22 protein-coding genes are annotated in these 23242 nt (G+C 64.9%); 15 read left to right on the plus strand and 7 right to left on the minus strand.

The features are described 5' to 3' along the window. Positions 1 to 154 precede the first annotated feature (154 nt). Positions 155 to 2302 (minus strand): NHL repeat-containing protein, encoded by a 2148-nt coding sequence (locus E4L98_RS15860; protein ID WP_135202523.1) that lies wholly within the window; start codon positions 2300 to 2302, stop codon positions 155 to 157. A 174-nt stretch (positions 2303 to 2476) separates the two neighbouring features. Between E4L98_RS15860 and E4L98_RS15865 the strand changes: the two genes are divergently transcribed. From E4L98_RS15865 to E4L98_RS15915, 11 genes are all read left to right on the plus strand, one after another. Continuing rightward, entirely contained in the window at positions 2477 to 3433 is a 957-nt protein-coding gene (locus tag E4L98_RS15865; RefSeq protein WP_135202524.1) for an ABC transporter substrate-binding protein, read from the plus strand. Continuing rightward, entirely contained in the window at positions 3433 to 4257 is an 825-nt protein-coding gene (locus E4L98_RS15870) for an ABC transporter permease (RefSeq protein ID WP_135202525.1), read from the plus strand. The genes E4L98_RS15865 and E4L98_RS15870 overlap by 1 nt, the downstream gene beginning before the upstream one ends. Further along, positions 4257 to 5051, plus strand: a complete 795-nt coding sequence (locus tag E4L98_RS15875) for an ABC transporter ATP-binding protein (RefSeq protein ID WP_205746742.1) — start codon at positions 4257 to 4259, stop codon at positions 5049 to 5051. The genes E4L98_RS15870 and E4L98_RS15875 overlap by 1 nt, the downstream gene beginning before the upstream one ends. A 21-nt stretch (positions 5052 to 5072) precedes the next feature. Then, on the plus strand, positions 5073 to 5876 hold the full coding sequence (locus E4L98_RS15880) for a cytochrome C assembly family protein (protein WP_135202526.1): 804 nt from the start codon (positions 5073 to 5075) through the stop codon (positions 5874 to 5876). Next, on the plus strand, positions 5873 to 6154 hold the full coding sequence (locus tag E4L98_RS15885; protein ID WP_135202527.1) for a PP0621 family protein: 282 nt from the start codon (positions 5873 to 5875) through the stop codon (positions 6152 to 6154). Before E4L98_RS15880 ends, E4L98_RS15885 begins: the two co-directional genes overlap by 4 nt. Positions 6155 to 6169: 15 nt before the next feature. Then, positions 6170 to 7846, plus strand: coding sequence for a sensor histidine kinase (locus E4L98_RS15890; protein WP_135202528.1), 1677 nt, complete (start codon positions 6170 to 6172; stop codon positions 7844 to 7846). Then, positions 7846 to 9330 (plus strand): sigma-54-dependent transcriptional regulator, encoded by a 1485-nt coding sequence (locus E4L98_RS15895; protein ID WP_135202529.1) that lies wholly within the window; start codon positions 7846 to 7848, stop codon positions 9328 to 9330. The genes E4L98_RS15890 and E4L98_RS15895 overlap by 1 nt, the downstream gene beginning before the upstream one ends. Beyond that, positions 9327 to 9953: a 1,6-anhydro-N-acetylmuramyl-L-alanine amidase AmpD gene (ampD, locus tag E4L98_RS15900; protein WP_135202530.1), complete on the plus strand. Its 627-nt coding sequence runs from the start codon at positions 9327 to 9329 to the stop codon at positions 9951 to 9953. Before E4L98_RS15895 ends, ampD begins: the two co-directional genes overlap by 4 nt. Before the next feature lie 251 nt (positions 9954 to 10204). Next, a complete protein-coding gene (locus tag E4L98_RS15905; protein ID WP_135202531.1) occupies positions 10205 to 13129 on the plus strand; it encodes a ribonucleoside-diphosphate reductase subunit alpha in 2925 nt (974 codons plus the stop codon). Positions 13130 to 13190: 61 nt separating this feature from the next. Next, positions 13191 to 14303, plus strand: coding sequence for a ribonucleotide-diphosphate reductase subunit beta (locus E4L98_RS15910; protein WP_135202532.1), 1113 nt, complete (start codon positions 13191 to 13193; stop codon positions 14301 to 14303). 114 nt (positions 14304 to 14417) lie between these two features. Continuing rightward, entirely contained in the window at positions 14418 to 15452 is a 1035-nt protein-coding gene (locus tag E4L98_RS15915; RefSeq protein WP_135202533.1) for a PDDEXK nuclease domain-containing protein, read from the plus strand. Here E4L98_RS15915 and E4L98_RS15920 read toward each other — a convergent pair. From E4L98_RS15920 to E4L98_RS15930, 3 genes are read right to left on the minus strand one after another with little or no spacing between them, the layout of a single operon-like run. Continuing rightward, positions 15435 to 16487, minus strand: coding sequence for a type II toxin-antitoxin system HipA family toxin (locus tag E4L98_RS15920; protein WP_135202534.1), 1053 nt, complete (start codon positions 16485 to 16487; stop codon positions 15435 to 15437). The genes E4L98_RS15915 and E4L98_RS15920 overlap by 18 nt on opposite strands. Next, entirely contained in the window at positions 16484 to 16804 is a 321-nt protein-coding gene (locus tag E4L98_RS15925; protein ID WP_307722125.1) for a helix-turn-helix domain-containing protein, read from the minus strand. Before E4L98_RS15925 ends, E4L98_RS15920 begins: the two co-directional genes overlap by 4 nt. A gap of 25 nt (positions 16805 to 16829) precedes the next feature. Further along, positions 16830 to 18290 carry an FAD-dependent oxidoreductase gene (locus E4L98_RS15930; protein ID WP_167761345.1) on the minus strand — a complete coding sequence of 487 codons (1461 nt, stop codon included), beginning with the start codon at positions 18288 to 18290 and terminating at the stop codon, positions 16830 to 16832. An 82-nt stretch (positions 18291 to 18372) separates the two neighbouring features. On the opposite strand from E4L98_RS15930, the gene E4L98_RS15935 reads away from it, so the two are divergent. Next, the gene (locus E4L98_RS15935) at positions 18373 to 18843 is read left to right on the plus strand and encodes a MarR family winged helix-turn-helix transcriptional regulator (protein ID WP_229257412.1); all 471 of its coding nucleotides are present in this window, start codon (positions 18373 to 18375) and stop codon (positions 18841 to 18843) included. A gap of 231 nt (positions 18844 to 19074) precedes the next feature. Further along, positions 19075 to 19260 (plus strand): hypothetical protein, encoded by a 186-nt coding sequence (locus tag E4L98_RS15940; RefSeq protein WP_135202537.1) that lies wholly within the window; start codon positions 19075 to 19077, stop codon positions 19258 to 19260. 473 nt (positions 19261 to 19733) lie between these two features. Here E4L98_RS15940 and E4L98_RS30380 read toward each other — a convergent pair whose 3' ends face one another. Next, the gene (locus E4L98_RS30380) at positions 19734 to 19913 is read right to left on the minus strand and encodes a hypothetical protein (RefSeq protein WP_205746743.1); all 180 of its coding nucleotides are present in this window, start codon (positions 19911 to 19913) and stop codon (positions 19734 to 19736) included. A 19-nt stretch (positions 19914 to 19932) separates the two neighbouring features. Here E4L98_RS30380 and E4L98_RS15945 point away from each other — a divergent pair, with 19 nt between their 5' ends. Then, on the plus strand, positions 19933 to 20787 hold the full coding sequence (locus E4L98_RS15945; RefSeq protein ID WP_205746744.1) for a hypothetical protein: 855 nt from the start codon (positions 19933 to 19935) through the stop codon (positions 20785 to 20787). An 82-nt stretch (positions 20788 to 20869) separates the two neighbouring features. Next, on the plus strand, positions 20870 to 21403 hold the full coding sequence (locus E4L98_RS15950; RefSeq protein ID WP_229257413.1) for a YggT family protein: 534 nt from the start codon (positions 20870 to 20872) through the stop codon (positions 21401 to 21403). A 46-nt stretch (positions 21404 to 21449) separates the two neighbouring features. Here the strand turns inward: E4L98_RS15950 and E4L98_RS15955 are convergent, their stop codons facing one another. After that, complete coding sequence (locus E4L98_RS15955) at positions 21450 to 22388, minus strand: carbohydrate kinase family protein (RefSeq protein WP_135202539.1); 939 nt, start codon at positions 22386 to 22388, stop codon at positions 21450 to 21452. 9 nt (positions 22389 to 22397) lie between these two features. Further along, on the minus strand, positions 22398 to 23242 hold an 845-nt coding region (locus E4L98_RS15960; RefSeq protein ID WP_135202540.1), incomplete at its 5' end, for a DUF3426 domain-containing protein.

Raw genomic sequence — 23242 nt, forward strand, 5'->3', positions numbered from 1 at the left:
GGCGCGGTGACCGGCGGCGTCGCCGGCGGCGTGGCCGTGCCACTGCCGCCGCCGCAGGCACCCAAAGTGCCCAGCAGGCTGGCGCAGGCGGCGCCGAGGATGGTGCGGCGCGTGATAAAAGCCGGCGATATCGTCATGAGAATCTCCTTCGGGGTCAATGCGGTACGGTCAGGCGCATGATGGCGGCGCCGGAGAACAGCGCGTAGCTGTATGGCCCGGTGCGTACCAGATGCGCGGGGTGGTCGAGGTAACCGGGCAGGGCGCCGCCATAGGTGAACTGATTGCCCTCGGTGCCGGCCATGGTGGTGGTGTTGCCGGCCGTGTCGGTGCGCAGTATGGTGCCGGTGGCATCGTTGATACGATAGGTGTTGCCGGCATCATCGTCGATCAGGCCCAGGGCCGGCGGCGGCGCCAGGATGGTGCTCACTTCGCCGGCCGGCGTGATGCGGGTATAGCGCAGCCGTGCGCCGCTGCCCTCGCTGCCATACAGGTTGCCGTCAGCGTCGATGCCGATCAGGGCCACGCTGACAAAATGGGCGGCCGTGCCGACGCCGTCCTGGTAATCGGTGGCGGGCAGGGCGCCGGCCAGCACGGTGGTGGTGCCGTCGGGCGCGATCTTGAAGATGCGCGCGCCCGGCGTGGTCGGCGTCAGGTATTGGTAAGTGGAGACATAGGTGTTGCCGGCCTTGTCCACCACCATGCCGGACAGATAGCTGACGTCGGCGCTGTGGCGGATGGTGGTCACCACGCCTTGCGGCGTGACCTTGCGCAGGCGCAGTCCGGTGGCGGTCAGGGCCAGGCTGCCGGCCGGATCGTCGGCCACGTACAGGTTGCCGCTCGCATCGGCGCCCATGTCGCGCAGTTGGCCGAAGCGCGCCGCGGCGCCGGTGCCGTCGGTGTCGCCGGCGCCGCGCTCGGGCCGCTTGCCGACAAACGGCGTGCTGCTGCCGTCGGCCTGCACCATGTCGATCTGGGCGTCCTGCGCCCGGTACAAGCGGTCGGCAGGCGCGGCCCAGATGGCGCCGCCCTGGTTGACCTTGATGCTGCTGACCACGCCAGACGGCGTGATGGTGCGCAGCCGCCACGGCGCGCTGCTGGCGCCGGGGACGTTATCGTAGGCGGCGAGGTTGCCGCTGGTAGTGACGGCCAGACTGTACATGTCACTGAATTGCGCGGCCGCGCCGACCCCGTCGACCGGCTCCACCAGGCCGCTTTGGGGGCGCACCACGCCGGCCAGGGTGGTGGTGGTGCCGTCCGCTGCCACCTTGCGGATGGCCTGGCCGTTATCGTTGACGTACACGTTGCCCAGGCCGTCAGCCGCCACCGAACGGATCGCACGGAAGCGCGCCGCGGCGCCGGCACCGTCCGCCGCCAGCGATGGCTGGGTCGGGTCAATGAGGGCGCCGGCCAGTGTGCTGACCACGCCGCTGAACGAGACAGTGCTGATGCGCCCATACTGATAGGCATATAAGCGGTTGCTGTCGCCCGTCAGGCAAACCTGGTCGAACGCCGCCGCCGGAATACGGGCGATGGTGGCGACACTGCCATCCGGCGCCAGTTTGCGGATGGGGACGGTCGTAGGGGCGTTGCTGTCCAGCTGGTAGGTATCGGTGAAATACACGCTGCCGTCCGGTCCCGCAACCGGACAGAGTGGCTGGCCCAGCCTGGCTGTGCCGCCGGCGCCGTCCACCAGGCCGGCGGCGGTGGCCAGCAAGGTGGTGACCACCCCGGCCGGCGTGACTTTGCGCAAGGCCGGCCCTTGCTCCGCGATGTATATATTGCCGTTGCTGTCGCTGCTGGCGCTGAAAACGGTATAGAGCCGGGCTTGGGTTCCGGTGCCGTCCAGGTGGCCCGCCCCGCCATCGTCGCCGGCCAGCAGTTGCAGCCGCGGCGTGTCGGCCGGGTGCAGGGTCAGCGTGATGGTTTTGCTGACGCCGTTGGCGGTGGCGGTGATGGTGATGGCGGTGTCGGCGCTGACGCCACTGGCCGGCGGCAGGTAGCTGACCGTGGCGCCGGTGGCGGCCGACAGCGTGCCGGGGCTGCCCGCCGCCAGGCTCCAGGTGACGCTGGAATTGTCGGACGGGGCAGCCGTCAGCTGCACTGGCGCGCCGCCGCTGACGGCGCTGTCGCTGGCACTGCTGAGCGACAAGGTGGTGGTCGGCGGCGTGACGACTGGCGCGCTGGAAGCTGGAGGGGTGGCTGCACTGTTGGAACTGGCGCCGCTGCCGCCGCAGCCAGCCAGCGTGGCCAGGAGCATGGCGGCGCCCAGGCCGGGAAGAGAGCGGGGAAAAGATTGCGGCATGCTGGCTCCATTGTGGAAAATGACATATTTGTGATTTGGTAACATCATCGTATGTCGGACCGCTGTCAGAAAATGTGATGAGCATCACAATTCACACTTTTTACCTTGGCGGCGGCGATAGGCAAGCATGGTCGGGCTTGGTATTATTTATTGACATAAATAAAGGAGAGACGGATGAAACTGAAAGCGATCTGCACCGCATTGGCCCTGACCGCGCTGAGCGCCAGCGGCGCCCAGGCCCAGGACGTGGTGAGGCTGGGAAATCTGAAGTTCGCCCATTACGGCGCCGTCTCGTACATCAAGGAGATCGCCCCCAAGTGCGGCATCAAGGTCGAGGAGCACGTGTTCCCGAAAGGGCTGGATGTGATGCAGGCCATCATCGCCGGCGAGCTCGATGTCGGCACCACCGCTTCGGAGGCGGCGATCTCGGGCCGCGCCGGCGGCGCGCCGATCTATGTGGTGGCCGGCTTTGCCAAGGGCGGCGCGCAGCTGGTCAGCCGCGCCGACCTGAAGCTGAAAACCGTCAAGGATTTGAAAGGTAAAAAAGTCGGCGTCACGCGCGGCGGCATCCAGGAAGTGCTGCTGCTGGCCGAGCTGCAGCAGAACGGCATGAGCGCCAACGATGTGCAACTGGTGTTCCTTGCCTACGCCGATCTGAACCAGGCGCTGCTGAACAAGCAGATCGACGCCATGATGCAATCCGAGCCGCAATCCTCGCAGGCCATCAACAAGGGCTTCGGCAGCGAAATGCTCAAGCCTTACGATACGCCGATCGGCGAGCCGGTGCGCACCATGGTGATGACCGAGAAATTCTATAAAGAGAAGCGCCCGGTGGCCGAGAAGTTCATGAACTGCTTCGTGCAGGCCACCAAGCTGTTCATCGAGAACAAGGCCGCCGCCGAGAAATACGTGCGCGAGGTGGTGTTCAAGGGCCAGATCACCAAGGATGACTTCGACGACGCGATCGGCAATTCGCCGTACAGCTACGACATCACGCCCGAGCACATCCAGACCACCACCGACGTCATGGCCAAGACCGGCGTCGGCCGCATGAGCAAGCCGCCGCTGGCCAAGGACTGGGTCAAGACCGACCTGCTGGACGCGGCCAAGAAAAACGCGGGCGTGAAGTAATGACGCGCGCCGCGTCGTGGCGCCAGCTCGGCGTCGGCCTGGTGATCCCGGCTGTGGTGATCGCCGCCTGGCAGGCGGTGGTGCAGTTCGGCTGGGTCAATCCGCAGGTGCTGCCGTCGCCGCTGGCGGTGGTGGAAAAGTGGTGGGCCTATCTGCTGCCGCTGCAACCGTACGACCCGGCCGCCGGCGGCTGGCTGCACTGGGCCGTGTCCGGCGAACTGATCACCGATGCCCTCGGCAGTCTGTACCGGGTGGTGGTCGGCTTCCTGATCGGCGGCGGCCTGGCGCTGCCGCTGGGTCTGGCGATGGGCGCCAGCGCCCGCGTCCATGACTGGTTCAATGTGCTGGTGCAGATGGTGCGGCCGATCCCGCCGATCGCCTACATTCCGCTGTCGATGCTGTGGTTCGGCCTGGGCAATCCGCCGGCGGTGTTCCTGATCGCGCTGGGCGCCTTCTTCCCGGTGCTGATGAACACCATCGCCGGCGTGCGCCAGGTCGACGGCATTTATCTGCGCGCCGCGCGCAACCTCGGCGCTTCCGGCATGACGCTGTTCGTGCGCGTGATCCTGCCGGCGGCCGTGCCCTACATCCTGTCGGGCGTGCGCATCGGCATCGGCACCGCCTTCATCGTGGTGATCGTGGCCGAGATGGTGGCGGTCAACAACGGCCTCGGCTTCCGCATCCTGGAGGCGCGCGAGTATTTCTGGTCGGACAAGATCATCGCCGGCATGATCACCATCGGCCTGATCGGCCTGGCCATCGACGTCGGCATGAACAAGCTGAACAACCATCTGCTGCGCTGGCACCGCGGCCTGGAGAACTGATGAATCCGCATATCGTGGTGAGCCATGCCAGCAAGGTGTTCCAGACCGCCGAGCGCGAAGTGGTGGCGCTCAAGGACATCAACCTGGAGATTCCGCAGGGGCAGTTGGTCTGTCTGCTCGGCCCGTCCGGCTGCGGCAAGTCGACCCTGCTCAACGCCATCGCCGGCTTCGCGCTGCCGAGCTCGGGCAGCATCACGGCCGACGGCAAGACCGTCAGCGCGCCCGGTCCCGAGCGCGGCATGGTATTCCAGGAGTACGCGCTGTTCCCGTGGATGACGGTGGCCGAGAACATCGCCTTCGGCCTGCAGATCAAGCGGCAGGGCAAGGCGCAGATCGCCGCCACGGTGGAGCGGCTGCTGGCCATGCTGTCGCTGCAGGATTTCCGCAACCGCTATCCCAAGGATTTGTCGGGCGGCATGCGCCAGCGGGTGGCGATCGCGCGCGTGCTGGCGCTGGATTCGCCGATCATGCTGATGGACGAGCCGTTCGGCGCGCTCGACGCCCTGACCCGGCGCAACCTGCAGGACGAGCTGCTGCGCATCTGGGCCGAGCTGAAGAAGACCATCATCTTCGTCACCCACAGCATCGAGGAAGCGATCTACCTGGCCGACCGCATCGTGGTGATGACTTACCGGCCGGGCACGGTCAAGCGCGACATGCTGGTCGAGCTGCCGCGTTTGCGCGACCCGGCGGCGGCCGAGTTCAATGCGCTCAAGCGCGAGCTGGGCCAGCTGGTGATGGAAGAACAGCAACGCCACCATAACGACGAGCTGCGCATGGCAGCCGTCGACTGAACGATGGTGTAAACTGCGCGGATGCAAACCTATTTTTTCATCGCAGCCATCGTGCTGTATCTGCTGTGCGCCGCGCTGCCGGCGCGCCGCCCCGGTCTGATCTCGGGCGTCACGCTGGGCGCCTGGCTGTTGCATGGCGCCGGCCTGTGGTCGGAAATCGCCGCCGGCGGCAGCCTGCGCTTCGGCTTTGCCGCCATGCTGTCGTCGGCGCTGTGGGTGTCGGTGGCGGCCTACTGGGTGGAAAACCGGAACTTCAGCCTGGATGGTCTGCGCCGCCTGGTGATGCCGGTGGCCGCCGTGGCCGCCGCGCTGCAAGCGATCTTCCCCGGCAACCTGGTGCCGCTGGAAGGCAAGTCGCCGCTGTTCGGCTGGCACATCGCGATCGCCACCATGGCCTACAGCACGCTGACCATCGCCGCCTTCCACGCGGTGCTGATGGCGCTGCAGGAGGCGCGGCTGCATGCGCGCACCGACAAGAAAACGTTTTTATCGGGCGCGCTGGACCAGCTGCCGGCGCTGCTGACCATGGAAAAGCTGCTGTTCCGCCTGATCGGCTTCGGCTTTGCCCTGCTGAGCCTGACCGTGTTGTCGGGCATCGTGTTCTCGGAGCAGCTGTTCGGCCAGGCGCTGAAGTGGGATCACAAGTCGGTGTTCACCCTGCTGTCCTGGGTGCTGTTTGCCGCGCTGCTGGCCGGGCGGCGCTTGCGCGGCTGGCGCGGCAAGACGGCGCTGAGCTTCACCCTGGCCGGGTTCGCGACCTTGCTGCTGGCCTATGTCGGCAGCCGGTTTGTATTTGAAGTGGTTTTGCATAAAGGTTGGGCATGAGTCGCATTCTTTTCTGGCTGGCGCTGGTGTTCCTGGTGATCTTCGCGGTCCGTGCCAAGATCCGCGAGGCGCAGAAGCGCCACCAACAGCAGTTCCGTCAGCCGCCGCCAGCGGCGCCGGCGCAGCCATCGGGCTACCGTCCGCGCTCGGCCGCCAACGACGCCGAAGTGATGCTGCAATGCGCGCATTGCGGCGTCTTCTATCCCGCCTCGGAGACGGTGCGGGCCAACGGCCGTGACTACTGCAGCGCGGCCCATGCCGCCCTGCCGTCCGCATAAGCCGGAACGCGCGTCGTGATCGCGCGCCTGCAAGCCCTCACGGCCGAATCGCGCGCAACCTTCTGGCGTTCGCTGCAGACCCTCAACGTCACCCGCGTGGTGATCGCGCTGGTGCTGCTGGTCTACCTGAGCTTCGACGGCCACGGCATGCGCGCCTCCGGGCAGTATTTGTTCCTGCAGATTTGCCTGCTGTATCTGGGCCTGGCGGTGATCTTCATGCTGTCGGCGGTGTTCGTGCGGCGCCGCTTCGTGCTGCAGCTGCTGTCGCAGATCGCCTGCGACCTGGTGATCATCTCGCTGATTTACCTGGCGGCCGGCGGCATGCGCAGCGGGCTGGCGATCCTGTACCTGTTCCCGCTGGCCGGGTTGGCGATCCTGGCGCCGCTGGTGGTGGCGCTGTTCTGCGCCTCGCTGGTGACCCTGTTCCTGCTCGGCGACAGCACCTGGCAGATCTTCCTCACCGATAGCGACCGCGATGTGATGCAGGCCGGCCTGTATGGCGCGGCTTTCCTGGCGGCGGTGCTGGTGGTGAACCGCCTGGCGGCCAAGCTGATCGGCCAGGAGGAACTGGCCAGCCGGCGCGGGGTCGAGATCAATGTGCAGCAGGCCGTCAACCGGCTGGTGATGGCGAATATCGGCGACGGCATCCTGGTGGTGGATGAAGCCGGCCAGGTGGTGGCCGGCAATCCGGCCGCGCAGCAGATGCTGGGACTGGTGGGGGCGGAGCTGAACTTCATGCTGTCGGCGGCGGCGGCGCTGGCGCCGCTCAGCCACGCCTACCGCGAGTGGCGCGACGACGCCACCCGCTCGACCGCGGTGCTGACCATCAAGCCGTTCAACGATACCGCCCTGCAGAACCTGACCGCGGCCTGGGATGTGCGGCGCGACGTGGTGGCGCACCTGAAGGTGCGCTTCGCCGCGGCCGACACGCACGGCCTGGGTGCCGAGCGCAGCGTGATCTTCCTGCAGGACGTGACCGGCATCGAAAATCAGGCGCAGCAGCTGAAACTGGCCTCGATGGGCCGGCTGACCGCCAGCATCGCGCACGAGGTGCGCAATCCGCTGTCGGCCATCGGCCATGCGACCTCGCTGCTGGCCGAGGAGGTGAGCGATCCGGTGCAGCAACGGCTGCTGAAGATCGTCGGCGACAACGTGGCGCGCGTGAACCGCATGGTGGAAGATATCCTGCAGCTGTCGCGCAAGGCGCAGCCGCACAGCGGGCCGCTGGCGCTGGACGTCTTCCTGGCCGACCTGCGCAGCGAGTTTATCGCCACCCACGGCCTGGCGGCCGACATCCTGGCGCTGACGGTGGCGCCGGGCACCGCGGTGCGCTTCGACGCGCTGCACCTGCGCGAGGTGGTGCTGAACCTGTTGAACAACGCGGTGCGCTATGCCAGCGGCGGCCCGGCCTCGATCGGCATGACGGTGGTGCGCACTGCGGCCGGCCGGCCGGAACTGCACGTACAGGACGACGGCCCCGGCATCTCGCCTGAAGTGCGCGCCCATCTGTTCGAGCCGTTTTACACTACCTCCAGCAAGGGCACCGGGCTGGGATTGTATCTGGCGCGTGAATTGTGCTTGAATAACGAAGCGCGCCTGGACTATGAATACCGGTTCGACCCACAGGACAGCGCCGATGGCCGCCCGCGCTTGAGCGGGCGATTCGTGATCACTTTTGCCTGGACCGTCTGATGAGTGTCCGTTCGCCCCGCGCCCCGCGTGTCCTGGTCGTCGACGACGAGGCCGACCTGCGCGAACTGCTGGAACTGACACTGCTGAAAATGGGGCTGGATGTGGACAGCGCCGAGACGCTGGCGCAGGCGCGCGGCTTGCTGGCCGCTAGCGAGTACCAGCTGGTGCTGACCGACATGCGCCTGCCCGATGGCCTGGGCCTGGAACTGGTGCGCGAGGTGACGGCCGCCTACAAGAACACGCCGGTGGCGGTGGTCACCGCGTTCGGCAGCGCCGACAACGCGGTGATCGCGCTCAAGGCCGGCGCCTTCGATTACATTTCCAAACCGGTGGCGCTGGACCAGTTGCGGGTGATGGTGCAATCGGCGCTGCGTCTGAACGCCGAACCATCGCCCGAGCTGGCGCCCAGCGCGGCGGCGCCGGCCAGCCGCTTGCGCGGCCATTCCGCCGTGATCCAGGCGCTGCGCGCGCAGATCGCGCGGCTGGCGCGCTCGATGGCGCCGATCGCCATCACCGGCGAATCGGGCAGCGGCAAGGAGCTGGCGGCGCGTGAAATTCACGCGCAAAGCTCGCGCGCCGGCAAGCCGTTCATCGCCGTGAACTGCGGCGCGATTCCGGAAGCGCTGATGGAGGCCGAGTTCTTCGGCTACCGCAAGGGCGCGTTCACCGGCGCCGCCGACGAGCGCGACGGCTTTTTCCAGGCCGCCAACGGCGGCACGCTGATGCTGGACGAGGTGGCCGATCTGCCGCTGGCGATGCAGGTCAAGCTGCTGCGCGCGATCCAGGAGCGGCGCGTGCGCAAGATCGGCGCCACCGCCGAGGAACCGGTCGATGTGCGCATCATCAGCGCCACCCACAAGAATCTGGCGCAGTGCGTGGAGCAGGGCAGCTTCCGCCAGGACCTGTTTTACCGCCTGAACGTGATCGAACTGAGTCTGCCGCCGCTGCGCGAACGGCTGGACGACCTGGGCGAGCTGACCGACGCCATCCTGGCGCGGCTCGGCACCTTCGAGCACCAGGTGCGGCTGGCGCCGGGCGTGCTGGAGACGCTGCGCGGCTATTCGTTCCCCGGCAATGTGCGCGAGCTGGAAAACATCCTGGAGCGGGCGCTGGCCTTCGCCGACGACGGCGTGATCGAGGTCGGCGATCTGGCGCTGAAAGGTGCGCCGCTGGCGGAAGCGATGGCGCCATCGCCGATGCCGGCCACCTGGTCGGTCGCGGCCGCGCCAGTCATGTCAGCCACATCGGCCACGTCGGCCACCTCGGCGTCCGCCGACGCGCCGTCCGCGCCGCCGCTGCCGCAGCTCGACGCGCTGCCGTGCAGCCTGCCCGACTACCTGAACCAGATCGAGCGTGACCTGATCCTGCGCGCGCTGGCGCAGACCCAGTTCAACCGCACGCAAGCCGCGCAGCTGCTGGGCATCAGCTTCCGCCAGCTGCGCTACCAGATGCAGAAGCTGAATATCCAGGAGCCCGAAGCGTGAATCCCGCTTTCGATGGCTGGCTGCCGCATGCCCGCCGTTACGACAGTCCGTATTGCGACGCCCGTCCCGACCCCGCCGACATCACGCTGCTGGTGATCCACAACATCGCGCTGCCGGCCGGACGCTGGGGCGGGCCGCACGTGTCCGACCTGTTCACCGGCCGGATCGACTATAATGCTGACCCCTCGTTCGCCGACCTGCGCGGGCTGAAGGTGTCGAGCCACTTTTTCATCCGCCGCGACGGCAGCCTGCTGCAGTATGTTTCTGCCAACGCGCGCGCTTGGCATGCCGGCGTGTCCAGCTTCCGCGGCCGCGAAAAATGCAACGATTATTCGATCGGCATCGAGCTCGAAGGCAGCGACTTTGCGCCGTTCGAAGTGCCCCAATATGAGGCACTGGGGCGGCTGACGCTGGCCTTGTGCCGCCACTATCCGCTGACCGACGTGCAGGGCCATGAACACATCGCGCCGGGCCGCAAAACCGACCCCGGACCGTTGTTTGATTGGGAATATTATCAGAATTACTGCAATGATTTGCTCAAGGAAAAGGCAGCAGCGGACCCTTCGTTAGTAAGCGCTATCGCCGGATTGCGCTTCGTAAAAGGGCTCCTTCAAAGTCAATAGAAAAATTGCCTGAAACGTCAAAAATTACCCTTGCACGGGGTGTTTTCGGCTACTACAATCAGTGCATCAAAAGCGGTCGGCCACTAGATATAGTAGTTTTGGTGACACCGATTGTTAAACTATTTATAAGCTTTTACACCGTCATTGCAGTTGAACCGAGCGGGCAGTCGACGCTTGGATGCTTCATTTTTGTCTATTTTTACACAACACGCGGCGCAGCCATGACTGCGCGACGTATTCGGGGAGCCTAAATGCAATCTACTCAAGACATCACGATCAATCCAGCGCTGGTACCAGCCGCCGCTGCGAGTACCGCCAGCAGCCCGGTTACCGCTGCCAGCGATCTCGGTGACTACCGCATCATCCGCCGTAACGGCGCGGTCGTCGCGTTTGAGCCGTCGAAAATTGCAGTCGCCATGACCAAGGCCTTCCTGGCCGTGAACGGCGGCCAGGGTGCCGCCTCGGCGCGCATCCGCGAACTGGTCGAACAGCTGACCAGCAGCGTGGTTACCGCCCTGGTGCGCCGCCAGCCATCGGGCGGCACCTTCCACATCGAAGACGTGCAGGACCAGGTGGAACTGGCGCTGATGCGTTCGGGCGAACATGACGTCGCCCGCGCCTACGTGCTGTACCGCGCCAAACACATGGAAGAACGCCGCGCCGCCAAGGAAGCCGCCGGTGGCGCCGCCGCCATCAATGCGCCGCAAATCCACGTGGTCGACAACGGCGAGCGCAAGCCGCTGGAACTGTCGCGCGTCACCGGCCTGATCGGCGCCGCCTGCATCGGCCTGGAAAAACACGTCGATGCCGACGCCATCGTCGCCGAAACCCTGAAGAACCTGTACGACGGCGTGCCGGTCGAGGAACTGCACAAGTCCGCCATCCTGGCCGCGCGCGCGCTGATGGAAAAAGACCCGGCCTACTCGCAGGTGACCGCGCGCATCCTGCTGCACACCATCCGTAAAGAGGTGTTCGGCAAGGAAGTGCCGCAGGCCGGCGCCGCCGCCGAGTACGTGACCTACTTCCCGCAATACATCGCCAAGGGCATCGCCGCCGAGTTGCTGGACACCAAGCTCGGTGAATTCGACCTGGCCCGTCTGGCCAAGGCCATCGTCGCCGACCGCGACCTGCAGTTCGGCTACATCGGCCTGCAGACCCTGTACGACCGCTACTTCCTGCACGTGCGCGACGTGCGCATCGAAATGCCGCAGGCCTTCTACATGCGCGTCGCCATGGGCCTGGCCCTGAACGAGGCCGACCGCGAAGCGCGCGCCATCGAGTTCTACAACCTGCTGTCGTCGTTCGACTTCATGTCGTCGACCCCGACCCTGTTCAACTCGGGCACCCAGCGTTCGCAGCTGTCGTCGTGCTACCTGACCACCGTCTCGGACGACCTGGAAGGCATTTACGACGCCATCAAGGAAAACGCGCTGCTGGCCAAGTTCGCCGGCGGCCTGGGCAACGACTGGACCCCGGTGCGCGCGCTCGGCGCCCACATCAAGGGCACCAACGGCAAATCGCAGGGCGTGGTGCCGTTCCTGAAGGTGGTCAACGACACCGCCGTGGCGGTCAACCAGGGCGGCAAGCGCAAGGGCGCGGTGTGCGCCTACCTGGAAACCTGGCACATGGACATCGAAGAGTTCCTGGACCTGCGCAAGAACACCGGCGACGACCGTCGCCGCACCCATGACATGAACACCGCCAACTGGATTCCGGACCTGTTCATGAAGCGCGTGATGGAGAAGGGCGACTGGACCCTGTTCTCGCCGTCGGACTGCCCGGACCTGCACGACAAGGTCGGCAAGGCCTTCGAGCAGGCTTACCTGGGGTACGAAGCCAAGGCCGCCTCGGGCGAAATCCGCGTGACCAAGAAGGTCGCCGCGCTGGACCTGTGGCGCAAGATGCTGTCGATGCTGTTCGAAACCGGCCACCCATGGATCACCTTCAAGGATCCGTGCAACATCCGTTCGCCGCAGCAGCACGTGGGCGTGGTACACAGCTCCAACCTGTGCACCGAGATCACGCTGAACACCGGTCCGGACGAAATCGCCGTCTGCAACCTGGGTTCGGTCAACCTGCCGGCCCACATGAAAGAGGGCAAGCTGGATCACGTCAAGCTGCAGAAGACCATCCGCACCGCGATGCGCATGCTCGACAACGTGATCGACATCAATTACTACGCGGTCGACAAGGCGCGCAACGCCAACATGCGTCACCGTCCGGTGGGCCTGGGCGTGATGGGCTTCCAGGACTGCCTGCACATGATGCGCGTGCCGTTCTCGTCGATGGAAGCGGTGTCGTTCGCCGATACCTCGATGGAAGCGGTGTGCTACTACGCCTACTTGGCCTCGACCGAGCTGGCGGAAGAGCGCGGCCACTATGCCTCGTACAAGGGCTCGCTGTGGGACCGCGGCATCCTGCCGCAGGACTCGATCAAGCTGCTGGCCGATGAGCGCGGCGGCTACCTGGAGCAGGATCTGTCGTCGGCCATGGACTGGACCCCGGTGCGCGAGCGCATCGCCAAGTTCGGCATGCGTAACTCGAACTGCGTGGCGATCGCGCCGACCGCGACGATTTCGAACATCATCGGCGTGTCGGCCTGCATCGAACCGACCTTCCAGAACCTGTACGTGAAGTCCAACCTGTCGGGCGAATTCACCGAGATCAATGCCTACCTGGTGCGCGACCTGAAGGCGCGCGACCTGTGGGACGAGGTGATGATCGCCGACCTGAAATACTTCGACGGCTCGCTGGCCAAGATCGACCGCATCCCGCAAGACCTGCGCGACATCTACGCCACCGCGTTCGAAGTGTCGCCGAGCTGGCTGGTGGAAGCCGCGTCGCGTCGCCAGAAGTGGATCGACCAGGCACAGTCGCTGAACATTTACATGGCCGGCGCCTCGGGCAAGAAGCTGGACGAGACCTACAAGCTGGCCTGGCTGCGCGGTCTGAAGACCACCTACTACCTGCGCACCATCGCCGCCACCCACATGGAGAAATCCACCAGCAAGACCGGCGCGCTGAACGCGGTGCCGGTGGACGGCGGTCTGGCCGCGGCGGCAGCGGCTCCGGCAGCGCCGGCGCCGGTCGCGGCGGCTGCGGCCGAGGAAGACGGCGCCGCCTGCTACCTGCGTCCGGGCGACGACGGTTTCGAGGAATGCGAAGCCTGCCAGTAAATTAGAAGAAGGCGCCGTCCACGGACGGCGCCATGTCAGATATATATTAGAGGAAGAAATTATGTCGTTGTCCTGGGATGATGATGCCGCCGCGTCGGCGCCACAAGTCAATCAAGCCGCGCTGGCCGCCAGCGAGGGTACTGCCGAACAAGTCGCGCTGCGTGTCAACGCGGACGACAAGCGCATCATCAACGGCAAGACCGATGTCAACCAGCTGGTGCCGTTCAAGTACAAGTGGGCCTGGGACAAATACCTGGCCGGCTGCGCCAACCACTGGATGCCGCAGGAAGTGAACATGCAGCGCGACATCGAGCTGTGGAAGAACCCGAACGGCCTGACCGAAGACGAGCGTCGTCTGGTCAAGCGCAACCTGGGCTTCTTCGTGACCGCCGACTCGCTGGCCGCCAACAACATCGTGCTGGGCACCTACCGCCACATCACCGCGCCGGAATGCCGCCAGTACCTGCTGCGCCAGGCGTTCGAGGAAGCCATCCACACCCACGCCTACCAGTACATCGTCGAGTCGCTGGGCCTGGACGAGCAGGAAATCTTCAATGCCTACAACGAGATCAAGTCGATCCGTGACAAGGACGAGTTCCTGATCCCGTTCATCAACACCCTGACCGACCCGTCGTTCACCACCGGCACCGTGGAGCAGGATCAGAAGCTGCTGAAGTCGCTGATCGTGTTCGCCTGCCTGATGGAAGGCCTGTTCTTCTACGTCGGCTTCACCCAGATCCTGGCGCTGGGCCGTCAGAACAAGATGATGGGCGCCGCCGAGCAGTACCAGTACATCCTGCGCGACGAGTCGATGCACTGCAACTTCGGCATCGACCTGATCAACACCATCAAGATGGAAAATCCACTGCTGTGGACCCCGGCCTTCAAGGAAGAGATCAAGCAGCTGTTCCTGAAAGCGGTGGAACTGGAATACGCCTACGCCGAAGACACCATGCCGCGCGGCGTGCTGGGCCTGAACGCGACCATGTTCAAAGGCTACCTGCGCTTCATCGCCAACCGCCGCGCCACCCAGATCGGCCTGGAAGCGCTGTTCGAGCAGGAAGAAAACCCGTTCCCATGGATGAGCGAGATGATCGATCTGAAGAAGGAACGCAACTTCTTCGAGACCCGCGTCATCGAATACCAGACCGGCGGTGCGCTGAGCTGGGATTAATCCTCCTCTCCAAGCCCTGCAAACGCAGGGCTTTTTCATTTGGGGCAGATCAAAACCCCGTCTGCGGATGAGCGTAAGAGTGAGCTCTGGTGCTATTCACCGGGGAGAGCTCTCATGAACAAGTCCGATCTGATACCGGCGTCCGACGCCGACGCCCTGCACGCGGAATTGCGTGCCCTCATCGCCTCCAGCCGGCAGCGCATCGCCAGCGCGGTAAACGCCGAACTGAGCCAGCTTTACTGGACGGTGGGGCGAAGATTATCGATTGAAGTGCTGGCGGCCGAGCGTGCGCAATATGGTGCTCAGCTAATGCGCCGCGTAGGCGATAAGCTGGAAAGGGAATTTGGCCGAGGTTTCGAGGCGCAAAACCTGCGCCGCATGGTCCAATTTGCGCAGACCTTTTCCAATCAGGAAATTGTCGCGACGCTGTCGCGACAATTGAGTTGGAGCCACTTTGTTCTGCTAATCACTATAAAAAGCGAGGCAGCACGCGCTCATTATGTGCAGCAAACCGTAGCGGAAGGCTGGAGCGTGCGCGAATTGCGGCGGCAGATCGACCGAAAGAACTTTGAGCGCAGCCAGATCGCCGGTCCTGCCGCCCCACTCTCCACCGGCGCCACGCCGGGGACGGTCTTCAAGGATCCCTATTTCCTGGACTTCCTCGGGCTGCGGCAGGGCTATGACGAGGCGGATCTTGAGTCGGCGATCCTGATGCAGCTGAAGGCTTTCATCCTGGAGCTGGGCCATGGATTTGCTTTTGTCGAGCGCAAGAAGCGCATGATCATCGATGGCGAAGATTTTTATCTGGACCTGCTGTTCTTCCATCGCCGCCTGCGCCGACTGGTGGCGATCGAACTCAAGCTGGACCGCTTCAAGGCCGCCTACAAGGGACAGATGGAACTGTATCTGAAATGGTTGGACAAGTATGAGCGTCAGCCCGCTGAAGAGGCGCCCATCGGCCTGATTCTGTGCGCCGAGTCCAGCAAGGAGCAGGTCGAGCTGCTGCAGATGCATAAGGACGGTATCACCGTCGCGGAATACTGGACCGAGTTGCCGCCCAAGGAGGAGCTGGAGCGGCAGTTGCGGCTGGCGTTGGCCGAAGCGCAGGAGCGTCTGACGCGCCGCGAGGTGCTACGCTCGGCCGAGTAGCCGCTGGCGGTTGGCGCTGACGCTGCGGGCGATGGCCCTGACCGTCACGGCGCGGATGGGCGCGGTGCGGGCCAGCTTGGCAAACAGCCCGGCTTGCGCGGTCATGGCCGCAATCATGTCGCGCGCGCGACGCTCGGGCAGGGCGGCATCGGCTGCCAGCCGCAGCAGGTCGGTCAGCGCAGGGGCCAGGCGTTCGCCCATCACCGGCATCTGATGCTCGCCGGCGTGGAAGCCCAGGTCGTAGCAGGGTGCCAGCTGCCAGTCGCCGTTGCGCGCCATGCGGTAGGCGAAGCTGCGCGCGTGGTCGGCGCGGTTGTTGAACAGCACGTTGAACACGCAGCGCTGAAACGCCGCCTCCACCTGGCGCTCGTCGCGGGTGATCAGCCGGGTGGCGCGCAGGAAGATGCTGTAGTCGGTCGCAGGCAGATGGAAGTCGGCGTGCAACAGTCCCGCCAGGGTGTGGACCGGCAGGCGCATGCCGCTGCCGTTGTCAAAGCGCCGGTCGTAGCGGCGGACGGCAAAGGCGGACAGGCGCCGCTCCAGGTCGTAGTGGCGCGTCTCCGGCATGTCCAGGCCGCAGGCGCGCGCCAGCTGGGCATACACATGTTCGATCGCGCAAACCTCTTTATGTTCTCCCGGTGCCGGCAGCTTGATCAGCCAGGATGCGTCCAGTCCCAGCAGCACCTGCAGGTATTGCTCGGCCGGTGGCGGCGGCTTCGCGCCGGGCGCGGCATAGCTGAGCGCTCCGCGCCCATGCTCGCCGATCAGCGCCAGGTGGTCGAGCGGCGAGACGCCGGCCGGCGTGCGGTAGCTGTCCGGCAGCGTGTCGGCGATCAGGCCGGGCAGGCGATGCTGGTGGTCTGGAAAACCGCCGAAAGCCAGCGCGCGCAGCGGCAGGTGGCGCGGCGACAGTTCAAGGCCACGCCGCAATGCCTCCGGCGTGTACTCGAACAGGATGTCGTGACCGTTGTCGGCCAAGGTGCCGAGTTGCCAGTTTTCATTCCAACCGTTGTAGATGACGTGGAGCAGTTTCATCGCGTCGAGCGGCGCGGCGCGCGCTGGCGGTTGGCGCGCTCGGCCTGCTCCATGGCGGCGATCGACACCATCTTCAGACGGAACAGCTCTCCCAGATCGTCGGCCAGCCCCAGCGCCGCCACCACCTGCACGAACGATTCCAGCGAGGCCTGGCCACGCGATTCCAGGTTCTTGATGGTGCCGCTGGACAGGCCCGCGCGCTCGGCCAGTTCCACCTGCGACCAGCCTTGCATCAGTCTGCGCGCGCGCAAACGGCGTCCCAGTTCGCTGCAAATCTCCGGTGTCGTCGATAAATTAAAATCAAACATATTAGCCATTAAAGCAGATATTAACGATTAATGGCTAATATATTAGCCCTTCTATCCCCGTTTCGTCGCGCGTGAGCGCGGCGATGTATCCATCGGGCCGAATCAGCGCAATCTCGCCCGGCGTAAAGCCATACGCGGCACGCAGGTGGCCGTCGGGATCGCGCAGCTCGGCATGCGCGCCGACGGTGACGATGCGCAGCCCACGACGCGGCCGCAGTGCTGACGGCGCTGGCGCCTCATAGCGCAGCATGATGGCGTCGCCCGACTTCAATAGGGAAAACAAGCGCAGCGGTTGACCGCCGGCACCGGTAAGTGGCGCATCGGGCGCGCGGTCGCCGGCGCGCAGCACAGCGTCATCGCCGCGCGTATCGCGTGACAGAGACGAGTTCCGATAGCCCAGATCCAGCTGCTGCGTTTCGCGGCCGCGCCGCAGATCGCCGCGCTGGCGGGCGGCGTCGAGCAAGCGCGTGGACAGACCCAGCATGCCGGCGGCGACTTCGCGCCGCTCTTCCTCATAGGTGTCGAGCAGCGCCGCGCCGGCGCCATGCAGTACGGCCACCAGCTTCCAGCCGAGGTTCCATGCATCCTGCACGCTGGTGTTCAATCCCTGGCCGCCGGTAGGCGGATGGACATGCGCGGCGTCGCCGGCGATGAATACGCGGCCCTGGCGGTAGCGGTCGGCCAGCCGTGCGCTCATCGCGTAGTCGGAGACCCAGTGCACCGCCTGCACCTGGATGTCGGCGCGACCGGTGCGCGCGGCGATGGCGGCGCTCAGGCCCGCCGCCGACAGATCGCTCACGCCGTTGAGCGGGACCGGCATCTGCAGCTGGAACAGGGACGTCCCCCGCAACGGGCAGAGGCTGATCTGTTGTGCGCCGCTGCCCCAGCGGTGCCACACCTCGCGCGTCAGACCGCTGAGCGTCAGATCGGCCACCACCGCGCGCGCGTTCATCGCTTCGCCGGGGAAGCCTATCCCCAAAGTCTTGCGCACGAAACTGCGGCCGCCGTCGGCGCCGACCAGGTAGCGGGCGTTGACCGTCAGCGCGCCGCCGGCGGTGGCGATGTGCGCCGTCACGCGCTCGTCATCCTGCGCGAAGCCGGTCAGCGTATGGCCGTAGCGCGGTGCGTGGCCCAGCTCCGCCAGTCGTTCGCGCAGTATGCCTTCGGTCAGATGCTGGGGCAGCATCAGCGGTTCGCCATACGGCTCGGCCGGCGTGGCGGCGGCCGCGCGCACCGATGCCTCGTCGCGGTAGCTGCCGTCGGCGGCGTAGTGGCGCTGGGCTGGATAGCGGCCGCCGGAGGCGATCATGCGATCGGCCACGTCCAGCGCTTCGAAGATCTCCAGAGTGCGCGGCTGCATGCCTTTGCCGCGCGAACCGGCGAAGGGCTGTTCGGCCTGGTCGATCAGCAGGGAGTCGACGTTACGGCGGGCCAGGTCGATCGCCAGCGTCAGGCCTGCCGCGCCGGCGCCGCAGATCAGAATGTCAGTGTCCATGCTGGGCTCCTTTAATGAGTGTATTTTGCACATGTTAGGTCGATCGAAAATCGGCGTCAAGAACTATGTGTATAATGCACATATGAATAAAGATATCCGCGATATGCATGACGCGCTGCTCGACATCATCGGCTTCATGAGCCGTCCCGAGCCCGATGTCGCCCTGATGTCCGACATGTCCATGCCGCTTGAGCGTGCGCTGCTGCCGCTGCTGGTGCGCATCGACCGCCGTGGCCCGATCGGTGTGGTGGAACTGGCCGAAGTGGTGGGGCGCGACTACACCACCGTCAGTCGCCAGGTGGCGCGTCTCGACGAACTGGGCCTGGTGGTGCGCCGCGCCGGCACGCGCGACAAGCGGGTGCGCGAAGCGGAGGTGACTGAGCTGGGGCGCGAGATGGCTGACGCCATCGACCGCATGCGCGAAGAACTGGTCAGTGAACTGATGGCCGGTTGGACCAATGCCGAGCGCCGCGATCTGGCGCGCCTGCTCAAGCGTATGGCCGGCGACATGAATGAATGGCTGCTCCGCCGTAAGTCGGAAGACCGCGAGTAAGGGCACCGCCACTCATGCCTCGCTTCAAACCGCACCAGTGCCGGTAAGCCTTTACGCTGATTTACACCGGCCTTCTCCACTTCGATCACACGCTCTAAAACGCAGTCGCGATGCGGCGCACCGCTGTATTCTGCTTGCCATTCCTCGTACTCTGTCTCATAATCGCGACGAATTAAAAACAGCGGGTAGCAAAGGCGCGCATGTGCGGCGCAAGCGCTCTCGGATTCGGAAATGGGTGACGCGATTTTTCTGCCGGACCGGTCGGCATCGCAGAAACCCAGGCAGCATAAGGCTTACTTTGAAGCGCGTATTTTTCGGCACGATGCGCGCGATGCCAATCCGAACCTGATCGAGCGCGCGCAGCGCGACGCGACGGTGCGAACCAGCCGAGCGGACAAGCAGACGTATGTGAGTTAGCGAGCCTAAGTCGCAAAAAAAACGTGAGCTTATCTATCGTGCTGGTTGCGTATCGGTAAGGTTTTCGTGTACTTTACGAAATTGAAAATGCGTGTTTTAAAAAGTGCGAGTAATCAGAGAGCGCACCGCGCATCAGAATGATCGGGATTCACACTGCATATGCACAAGACCACGTCGTTTTTGTTCAACCGTCTTGCCTGATTGAGTTCAGGCCGGGCGGTTTTTTGTTTGAACTGCGACGTGGCTGCGACGTAGGTCCTGGAGCTGAGTACACGCCCGACCATCCGCGCAACGTCGCAACAAGATTTGTACCGCACGCTGTTCTGACTGAAGATCAGCGGGTGGAACGATGGCTGAAGCGCTGCACTTGTGAGGAGATGCAGCAGTTCAGCTAGTGCCGAATTCATTAGCGCAAACCTGCGAGGTTTGTGCCGATGAATAATTCGCCTGGCCCAATCCCGGGTCGGACGGGTTTAAATCTTGTAATGAATTTTTCCCATCCCCGATGAAGGAGAACTAAACATGGCTACCGCCGCTAAGAAACCAGCAGCTAAGAAAGCTGCAGCACCAGCTAAGAAAACCGCAGCCGCCAAAACCGCTGCTCCAGCAAAAAAACCAGCAGCCGCCAAAGCTGCCGCCAAGCCAGCTGCCAAGGCAGCCGCCAAACCAGCCGTGAAGAAAGCCGCTGCCGCCAAGCCAGCAGCCAAGCCGGCCGTGAAGAAAGCCGCCGCCGCCAAGCCGGCAGCAGCCAAGAAGACCACCGCCAAAGCAGCAGCCAAGCCAGTCGCTAAAAAAGCGGCAGCCAAGCCAGTAGCGAAAAAAGCCGCGGCCAAACCAGCAGCAGCCAAGAAGACCACCGCTAAAGCAGCAGCCAAGCCAGTCGCGAAAAAAGCCGCCGCCAAGCCAGCAGCAGCGAAGAAAACCACCGCCAAAGCCGCTGCCAAGCCAGTAGCGAAGAAAGCCGCCGCCAAGCCGGCCGCTAAAAAGGCCGCGGCAAAAACCACCGCCAAGCCAGCTGCCAAGAAAGTCGCTGCCAAGCCAGCCGCTAAAAAAGTAGCCGCTAAAACCGCTGCCAAACCAGCTGCGAAAAAAACCGCCGCCAAGCCAGCCGCGAAGAAAGCCGCCGCCAAGCCAGCTGCTAAAGCTGCCGCCAAGCCGGCCGCCGCCAAGAAAGCTGCCGCCAAGCCAGCTGCCAAGAAAGCCGCTGCCGCCAAGCCAGCCGCTGCACCTAAAGCCGCCGCCAAGCCAGCAGCCGCCAAGAAAGCAGCCGCACCAAAAAAGCCAGCCGCCGCTAAGAAAGCCGCTGCGCCAGCAGCTGCTGCTCCAGCGGCTGCAGCACCAGCAGCCACCCCGGCACCAGCCGCCAAGCCAGCCAAGAAAGCAGCTCCTAAAAAAGCCGCTCCAAAGAAGGAAGCCGCCAAGCCGGCCGCCGCTGCTCCAGCCGCGCCAGCCGCCGCTCCAGCCGCGAAGACCGTCCTGGCGCCGGCCGCTGCATGGCCGTTCCCGACCAGCACCCGCCCTTCCTGAGCGCTGACCGCTTAGAAGCCTGCTGAGGCAATGGCCGCTGTGTGAGACAATCACACAGCGGCTTTTTATTTGGAGGGGTTCCGTGCTTATTAGTATTCTGAAGTTGATAGTCGATGCCGCCGCCGCCCTGTTGGGCGGGGCTCTGCTGCTTCGTTTCTGGATGCAGGCGATCCGCGTGCGGCCGCCATCGTCGGTGGCGCAGTTCACTTTCCAATTGTCGGACTGGCTGGTGCGTCCCCTGCGCCGCATCGTGCCGGGCGTGGGCGGCTACGACTGGGCCAGCCTGATCGGCGCCTTCCTGATCGTGCTGGTGGCGACCTCGGTGCTGCTGCTGGCCGGCTGGCCCGGCACCATGGTGCTGATCGCGGCCTGCCAGCGCTTCCTGGAATGGATACTGTACGGCTTCATGGCGCTGCTGGTGATCGAGGCGATCTTCAGCTGGGTGAATCCGCATGCACCGCTGGCGCCCTTCGTGCGCGCGCTGAACGAGCCGCTGCTGCGGCCGATCCGCCGCGTGGTGCCGCTGGTGGGGAATCTGGACCTGTCGCTGCTGGTGGCGCTGATCCTGCTGCAGATCGCCCAGCTGCTGCTGGGCGTGGCCTTCAGCGCACGCTGATCCCGGCCGGATGGAACAAGCCCCGCACAGCGCGGGGCTTTTTATTTTAGAAGCGGTAGCCGAAGGCGGCTTCGAACTGGTCCGCGATCCCGGCGGCGGTGAACTTGTGGTTCTGCGCGCCCTTGTGGGCGATCTTGATCGCGCCCAGCAGGCTGGCCAGGCGGCCGGTGGTTTCCCAGTTCCAGCCCTTGGTGATACCGAACAGCAGGCCGGCGCGGTAGGCGTCGCCGCAGCCGGTCGGGTCCAGCGCCACCGCCACCGGCACGGCCGGGATCTCGATGCGCTGGCCCTTGGTGTAGATCTCCGAACCCTGTTCGCCGCGCGTGACGATCAGCGCTTCCAGGCGGCTGGCGATGTCCTGCAGGGCCAGGCCGGTGCGGTCCATCAGCAGTTCGATCTCGTAATCGTTGGTGGTGACGTAGGTGGCCTTGTCGATGAATTCGATCAGCTCTTCGCCATCGAACATCGGCAGCTGCTGGCCCGGGTCGAAGATGAACGGGATGTTCAGCTTGGACAGGTCGTCGGCGTGCTTCTTCATGCCCAGGTGGCCGTCCGGCGAGATGATGGCGATGCGCGCCGGGCCGGCCTTGGCCACCTCGTTCTCGTGCGCGTACGACATGGCGCCCGGGTGGAAGGCATTGATCTGGTTGTTGTCCTGGTCGGCCGTGACGAAGCACTGAGCGTTGTAGGCGTCGTGCTTGATCAGGATGTTGTCGGTGGCCAGACCCAGTTTGCGGAAGCGCTCCATGTAGGCGGCGTTATCCTGGCCCATGACGCCGACGATGCGCGGATCGCCACCCAGCAGTTTCAGGTTGTAGGCGATGTTGGGCGCGCAGCCGCCGAATTCCGTGCGCATGGTGGGCGCCAGGAAGGACACGTTCACCTTGTGCAGCTGGTCCGGCAGCAGGATGCTGTCGAAGCGGTTGGGGAATTGCAGGATGGTGTCGATGGCGATCGAGCCGCAAATCAAAGAGGTCTGGGTCATGATAGGTCTTTATGGATAGAAGACGGCGATGTGATAGCCGGATGCTTTCAGGTCGTGCAGTTCAAAGTAGAGTTTAACGGCTTGCTCGCTGTGCGGTGCGAAGCCTTTGTCGAACGGCGTGTCGGCGCTCAGATAGTCGCGCGGGGTGAAGACGCGGCGCAGCACGTGTTTGTCCTTGTCGTCATCCAGTACCAGTTCGATCGATGGCCAGGCCTGCGCGCTGGCGCTCTGGTTGCGCAGCAGGGTGGTGAAGGAAAACGCGGTCTCGCTCAGGGTCTGCAGTTCGCCCTGTTCGATGGTGATGCTGTCGATCTGGGTCGGCAGTTCGATGCGGCAGCCGAGCGCGGTGCAGGCGGCGCTCAGGGCCGGCTTCAGCGCGGGCATGCTGGCGACCAGGGTGTTGCGGAAAGTGGTGACGGCCTGCACGCCGAGGGCGGCCAGCAGCAGCAGCGCGCCGACGCTCATGGCGATGGTGGCGGCTTTGCCGTACTTCTGGCGCCGGCGCGCGCGTTTGACGAAGCCGGGTTCCTCGGGCGCTTCTTCCGCGGCGCTGTCGCCGTGCAGGTAGGCCAGGGCGCTGGCGGTCTGCGCCTGCGACATGCCGACGGCGGACAGCTGGACCAGCGCTTCCTCGTCGACTTCATCGAGTTCGTCGTCGTGGCGCGAGCGCCTGGATGGCAGCGGCGCCGCTGGGGAAGCGGAGGACGGCTCGGTGGATGAGGCCAGGACGTCAGGTGCGGCGGGGTCGTCGAATGCGGTTGATGCGCCGGGGGCAGCCGGAGCGGCAGCTGCGTTCGGCGCTTGCGCCGCGCGCGGCGGCGTGCCCGCGTCCGCGACTGCGCCGTGATCGATGT

It is taken from the genome of Duganella callida (assembly GCF_004614165.1).
In the GTDB taxonomy this organism is placed as follows: Bacteria; Pseudomonadota; Gammaproteobacteria; order Burkholderiales; family Burkholderiaceae_D; genus Rugamonas; species Rugamonas callida.

Bases quoted from the DNA above. Each gene is read 5' to 3' on its own strand.
- E4L98_RS15860 (WP_135202523.1), bottom strand. From the start codon at position 2,302: ATGCCGCAATCTTTTCCCCGCTCTCTTCCCGGCCTGGGCGCCGCCATG.
- E4L98_RS15865 (WP_135202524.1), top strand. From the start codon at position 2,477: ATGAAACTGAAAGCGATCTGCACCGCATTGGCCCTGACCGCGCTGAGC.
- E4L98_RS15870 (WP_135202525.1), top strand. From the start codon at position 3,433: ATGACGCGCGCCGCGTCGTGGCGCCAGCTCGGCGTCGGCCTGGTGATC.
- E4L98_RS15875 (WP_205746742.1), top strand. From the start codon at position 4,257: ATGAATCCGCATATCGTGGTGAGCCATGCCAGCAAGGTGTTCCAGACC.
- E4L98_RS15880 (WP_135202526.1), top strand. From the start codon at position 5,073: ATGCAAACCTATTTTTTCATCGCAGCCATCGTGCTGTATCTGCTGTGC.
- E4L98_RS15885 (WP_135202527.1), top strand. From the start codon at position 5,873: ATGAGTCGCATTCTTTTCTGGCTGGCGCTGGTGTTCCTGGTGATCTTC.
- E4L98_RS15895 (WP_135202529.1), top strand. From the start codon at position 7,846: ATGAGTGTCCGTTCGCCCCGCGCCCCGCGTGTCCTGGTCGTCGACGAC.
- E4L98_RS15905 (WP_135202531.1), top strand. From the start codon at position 10,205: ATGCAATCTACTCAAGACATCACGATCAATCCAGCGCTGGTACCAGCC.
- E4L98_RS15910 (WP_135202532.1), top strand. From the start codon at position 13,191: ATGTCGTTGTCCTGGGATGATGATGCCGCCGCGTCGGCGCCACAAGTC.
- E4L98_RS15915 (WP_135202533.1), top strand. From the start codon at position 14,418: ATGAACAAGTCCGATCTGATACCGGCGTCCGACGCCGACGCCCTGCAC.
- E4L98_RS15920 (WP_135202534.1), bottom strand. From the start codon at position 16,487: ATGAAACTGCTCCACGTCATCTACAACGGTTGGAATGAAAACTGGCAA.
- E4L98_RS15925 (WP_307722125.1), bottom strand. From the start codon at position 16,804: ATGGCTAATATGTTTGATTTTAATTTATCGACGACACCGGAGATTTGC.
- E4L98_RS15930 (WP_167761345.1), bottom strand. From the start codon at position 18,290: ATGGACACTGACATTCTGATCTGCGGCGCCGGCGCGGCAGGCCTGACG.
- E4L98_RS15935 (WP_229257412.1), top strand. From the start codon at position 18,373: ATGAATAAAGATATCCGCGATATGCATGACGCGCTGCTCGACATCATC.
- E4L98_RS15940 (WP_135202537.1), top strand. From the start codon at position 19,075: ATGGGTGACGCGATTTTTCTGCCGGACCGGTCGGCATCGCAGAAACCC.
- E4L98_RS15955 (WP_135202539.1), bottom strand. From the start codon at position 22,388: ATGACCCAGACCTCTTTGATTTGCGGCTCGATCGCCATCGACACCATC.